The organism is uncultured Thiocystis sp. (genome assembly GCF_903866365.1).
Lineage (GTDB): Bacteria > Pseudomonadota > Gammaproteobacteria > Chromatiales > Chromatiaceae > Chromatium.
This window is the reverse complement of record NZ_CAIPNF010000082.1, coordinates 1-1,903: the sequence shown is the minus strand read 5'-3', so window position 1 is coordinate 1,903 and position 1,903 is coordinate 1. Positions and strand designations below refer to the sequence as shown.

The 1,903-nt window shown below is 63.5% G+C and carries 2 protein-coding genes; both read left to right on the top strand.

What is annotated here, in order from left to right; all coding sequences use genetic code 11:
* Window positions 1-122: 122 nt before the first annotated feature.
* A complete protein-coding gene (locus tag QZY07_RS05345; RefSeq protein ID WP_295400414.1) occupies window positions 123-746 on the top strand; it encodes a sulfatase-like hydrolase/transferase in 624 nt (207 codons plus the stop codon).
* Between the two features lie 105 nt (window positions 747-851).
* Window positions 852-1,853: a transporter gene (locus QZY07_RS05340; RefSeq protein WP_295400413.1), complete on the top strand. Its 1,002-nt coding sequence runs from the start codon at window positions 852-854 to the stop codon at window positions 1,851-1,853.
* The last annotated feature ends 50 nt before the right edge of the window (window positions 1,854-1,903 follow it).

Here is a 1,903-nt window from a genome sequence, read left to right as displayed (position 1 = left end):
TTGTCAAGACAGTTTCACACGGGGTCGTTACCAATCCCGCATGTGTCTCTAGGCTACGGATAGAGGAATATCCGGTTTCGTCTGGTAGACCTATTAGGACTCCCTGCGAAACAATCATTCATGTGACCTCGTGTCACACCAAAGGCACGACCTGGGAAGGCGGGATGCGCGTACCCACGGTGATCCGCTGGCCCGGCGCGCCGGGCGGGCGCGTGAGCGGCGAGATCGTCTCCTCCCTCGATTTCTTCCCCACCCTGGCGGCGGCCGCCGGTGAGCAGGATGTGGTCGGCAAGCTCGCGCAGGGCGCGGACTATGGCGGGAACGGCTACAAGGTTCATCTGGACGGCTTCGATCAGACCGCCCTCTTTACCGGCCAGAGCGACCAGTCCGCGCGCAATTTCGTCTTCTACTACGACGAGACGGTGCTCGCGGCCGTCCGCTACCAACAGTTCAAGGTCAGCTTCTCGGCCAAGGAGGGCAACCGCTGGGACGATCCGCTGCTGGGCTATGGCCGTCCGCTGATCACCAACCTGTTGATGGACCCCTTCGAGCGTCAGACCGGCGACGTGGGCCGCCAGTACATGGAGCACAAGACCTGGATTCTGACTCCCATCGTCGGCATCGTCCAGAAGCACCTGGCGACCTTCCAGGAGTTTCCGGTCCGTCAGATCGGACTGAGCGCCCAGATGGGCAAAACCATCGAGGGGATCCAATCGCAGATCCTGAAGTTGCGGCAGGCGAACTAGCCTGTAGCCTGTAGGGGCGACTGTAGGGGCTGTAGGGGCTGTAGGGGCGACTTAAGTCGCTCCTACAATGCTGGCGGGAATTTGAACGGGTCAGGGGGAAAGACTTTGCGGGCATTATCTTTGGCGGTTTCATCGCCGTGGGCAGACGCAGCGACGCGCCAGGGCCAGCAAGCGGCGCTGGCCCTGGCGCTCGGCGTCGGCACCATCGGATCGCCGGTGTCGCTCGCCGCGGAAGGCGGCACCACGCACTACCTTCCGGGCGGCACGGCGACGCTGATCGATCTGGCGCCGACCCAACCCGGTTGGGTGGTGCAACCGATCTACCTTCACTACAGCGGCAAGGCATCGGCATCCGGGCCGATTCCGGTGGCCGGTACGCTCGCGTTGGGCCTTGACGCGGAGAGCGATGCGCTCCTGCTCGGCGGTCTCTACACCTTCGACCAAAACCTGCTCGGCGCGCATTACAGTGCCGGCGCCTATCTGCCCTATGTCTGGATCAGCGCCCAGGCCACGCTCGATACCCCGCTCGGCACGGTGCGGCGCCGGGACAGCACGTCGGGGATCGGCGACCTGACCCTGATCCCCGCCCTGCTGGCGTGGGAGTCCGGATTCTGGCAGTTCAATGCCTTGCTCCCTGTCTATGCGCCAACCGGTGATTACCAAGCCGGACGGCTCGCCAATCCCGGGCTCAATTACTGGACCTTCGACCCCACGCTGGGCGCGTCCTACAACAACGACAAGACCGGTTTCAACGCGGCCCTGCATGGCGGCGTCTCCTTCAACACCGAAAACGGCGAGACCGACTATCGCAGCGGCTCGCTGGTTCATCTGGAGGCCAGCGTGCAGCAACTCCTGCCGCTCGGGCCGGGATTCCTAGGAATTGGCGCCGAAGCCTTCTCTCTGGAGCAGATCACCGCCGATGGCGGATCCGGTGCGCGTTTGGGCGAGTTCAAGGGACGCACCGCCGGGATCGGCCCGGTGCTGAGCTATATCCTGCCGCGTGGCAAGGAGACCCTGGTCGCCGAGCTGCGCTGGCTACCTGAGTTGGACGTGAGCCGTCGCCTCAAGGGCGATTACGTCTGGCTCAAGCTCGCGTATCAGTTCTGACAATACCAGACCCTCGACTGAACGATCGGAGACGACGATGAAGACACCCA